Raw genomic sequence first — 2,117 nt, 5'->3', positions numbered from 1 at the left:
TCGGCCGATCAGGTCGATGACGAGCCTCTCCAGCAGCGCGGGCTCGGTGATCCGGTTCTGCGCCTTGGCGAAGATCGTGCCGAGGGTGGTGCCGGCGTTCCTCGCCAGCGCCTCCAGGGTCCGCCGGTAGTGGACCTCCAGGTCGACGCCTTTGAGCCGGGCGAGCGCCTGCCAGTCGAACGCGGCCGGGACGACCGGCCGGGCCTCCTCCTCGGTGAACGGATCACTGGCGATCTCGTCGGCCATCTTGAGGAAGAGCAGGTAGGACAGCTGCTCGACGTACTCGATGGTGGACAGCCCGCTGTCCCGCAGCACGTTGCAGTAGTTCCACAGCTTCGCGACCAGCGAGCTGGTCTGCGCATGCGCCTGAGCGGGGGAAGCGGGAGTCACAGCGCAAGCTCCTGTTGAACAGCATCAGCGGGGACGGACGCCGTGGCCACGAAGCCCGACGGCCCATCGACTGTAGCCACAGCCCCACGAGGACGACGCCCAGCCCGCCTGCCCCCGCCCTTGCCACTTCGTGCACCCTGAGCCGCACGCTCAGTCCGAATCCGGTCCAGCAACGCGGACGCCGGTTCGTCAGCGGGATCCTGCGGGACAAGTTCTCCACTGAAGGCACGCTGCAACAGAGCGCTCCGCAATCTCTCCGATCGTGCCAATGCGATATCACCGGTTTTGGACAGGCGTATGGCTCCGGTTACCATCGCGTCTACGATATCAAGCGTCTTACGTTGGACGTCCAATGGAGGAATCGGCACAGGAATCCTGCTAAGAATTTCAGAGCTAAGATTATACTGGCCGGCGGACGATGCGGAGTAGTTTTCGATGGCTTTTCTCCAGGGTGGACTCTGCGTGACCATCTGGACCCACCGGGGTTCTACAAAACCCTGTGTCAGGCAAAATCTTATCAGATAGGAGGCGAAGGCGTAGGGTAGCTCATCCTCAACTACCCCTACGCGGCCGATCAGATTTTTGCTACCGTTGGTCCGCACAAAAAGAAGATCTCTGGGGGCTAGGGAGAAGCGCGTGAGGTCGAGAGTTGAGTCAACAGCATTCTTGATATCTGACAGGTCGATGGATCCACTCTGAATGTTGGGTATGCGGAGCACGGGGTAGCCGGGGGCTCCGTAGTCACATTTTGTGGAAGTTCCGTAGCCAAAACTGTGGCACAAATCCCCGAGGCTGATAATTGACCAGTTTTTCGGGGCTGTGTACCCGGGGATGCGAAAAGACGGTGAAGGCTTCCAGCGACGACTGGCCTGTGACCGAGTGGCTTCCTGGACGGAAGATTCGTTGACTGCCTCATCATCCCGAATTGGGCGGCTGAAGTATCCCGACGCGGCACGCCCATACAGCGTTGAAATAAAACGTTGAACTTTTTCCTCTACCAGTTTGAGGCTAGAAATTCCTGCGTCGAGGCGGGAGAGGTGCTCTTCGAGGGATTCGACGATGCGGTGCTGCTCCGCGAGCGGCGCTATTGGGATCTTGATGCTCTTCAGAGAGCTGCCCGAAATACCCGCCTGGCCTGCGGTCGTTTTAATGTGCTGCCGCAGTTTTTTATTTATTTCGGACCATGCCCATGCGTAGCAAACGAAGCGACTACTTATCTCTGTGGATAGTTTTACGCGTATCAATTTATCAGGGTAGGAAATCGTCGGAGTGTTATCTGGAACTCGGGCACACGCGCCAACAAGGTTTATATTTCCGTTGTATCTGGTAAAGAGAAGATCTCCGGGTTCGGTAAGTCCATCCTTTTCCTCGATTTCATCGAGGGTCATGCCTGTATAGCGAAGATCTGAGAGATCTAGCCGCATGGGGCGCACTGCGCTGATGCGAAGGATGGGAATTCCGTCTGGAGTAGCGCTGGGTCGTGAGATATAGATTCCATTTTTGACGGAGGTTGCTACTTCCCCAAGCTCAATCCATTCCCATTCCGGATGGATGGCAAACTCGCTCAAGCCAGTTCTCGATTCAGTTCGGCCAGGAGGGCGCGGGCGTTGCGGCTCGGGAAGGCGTGGGCGAAGCCGCGGCCGCCGCCACGGGCCTTGAAAGGTTCGTGTTTGAAATCGTCCGGGCTGATGCCGGCGCTGGTGGCTACCACGGTGCGGATGGAGGTC

2 protein-coding genes are annotated in these 2,117 nt (G+C 58.3%); both read right to left on the bottom strand.

The window, feature by feature from the left end:
- Window positions 1-390, bottom strand: a 390-nt coding sequence (locus tag NBW84_RS06800) for a type I restriction-modification system subunit M N-terminal domain-containing protein (RefSeq protein WP_250282747.1), incomplete at its 3' end; no start/stop codon positions are given.
- Window positions 387-1,958, bottom strand: coding sequence for a restriction endonuclease subunit S (locus NBW84_RS06795; RefSeq protein ID WP_250282745.1), 1,572 nt, complete (start codon window positions 1,956-1,958; stop codon window positions 387-389). The genes NBW84_RS06795 and NBW84_RS06800, both read right to left, overlap by 4 nt.
- Window positions 1,959-2,117: the final 159 nt, after the last annotated feature.

It is taken from the genome of Protofrankia sp. CiP1_Cm_nod2, from assembly GCF_920664355.1.
Taxonomy (GTDB): domain Bacteria; phylum Actinomycetota; class Actinomycetes; order Frankiales; family Frankiaceae; genus Protofrankia.
The sequence above is the reverse complement of the archived record's forward strand: the minus strand, read 5'-3'. Positions and strand labels throughout refer to the sequence as shown.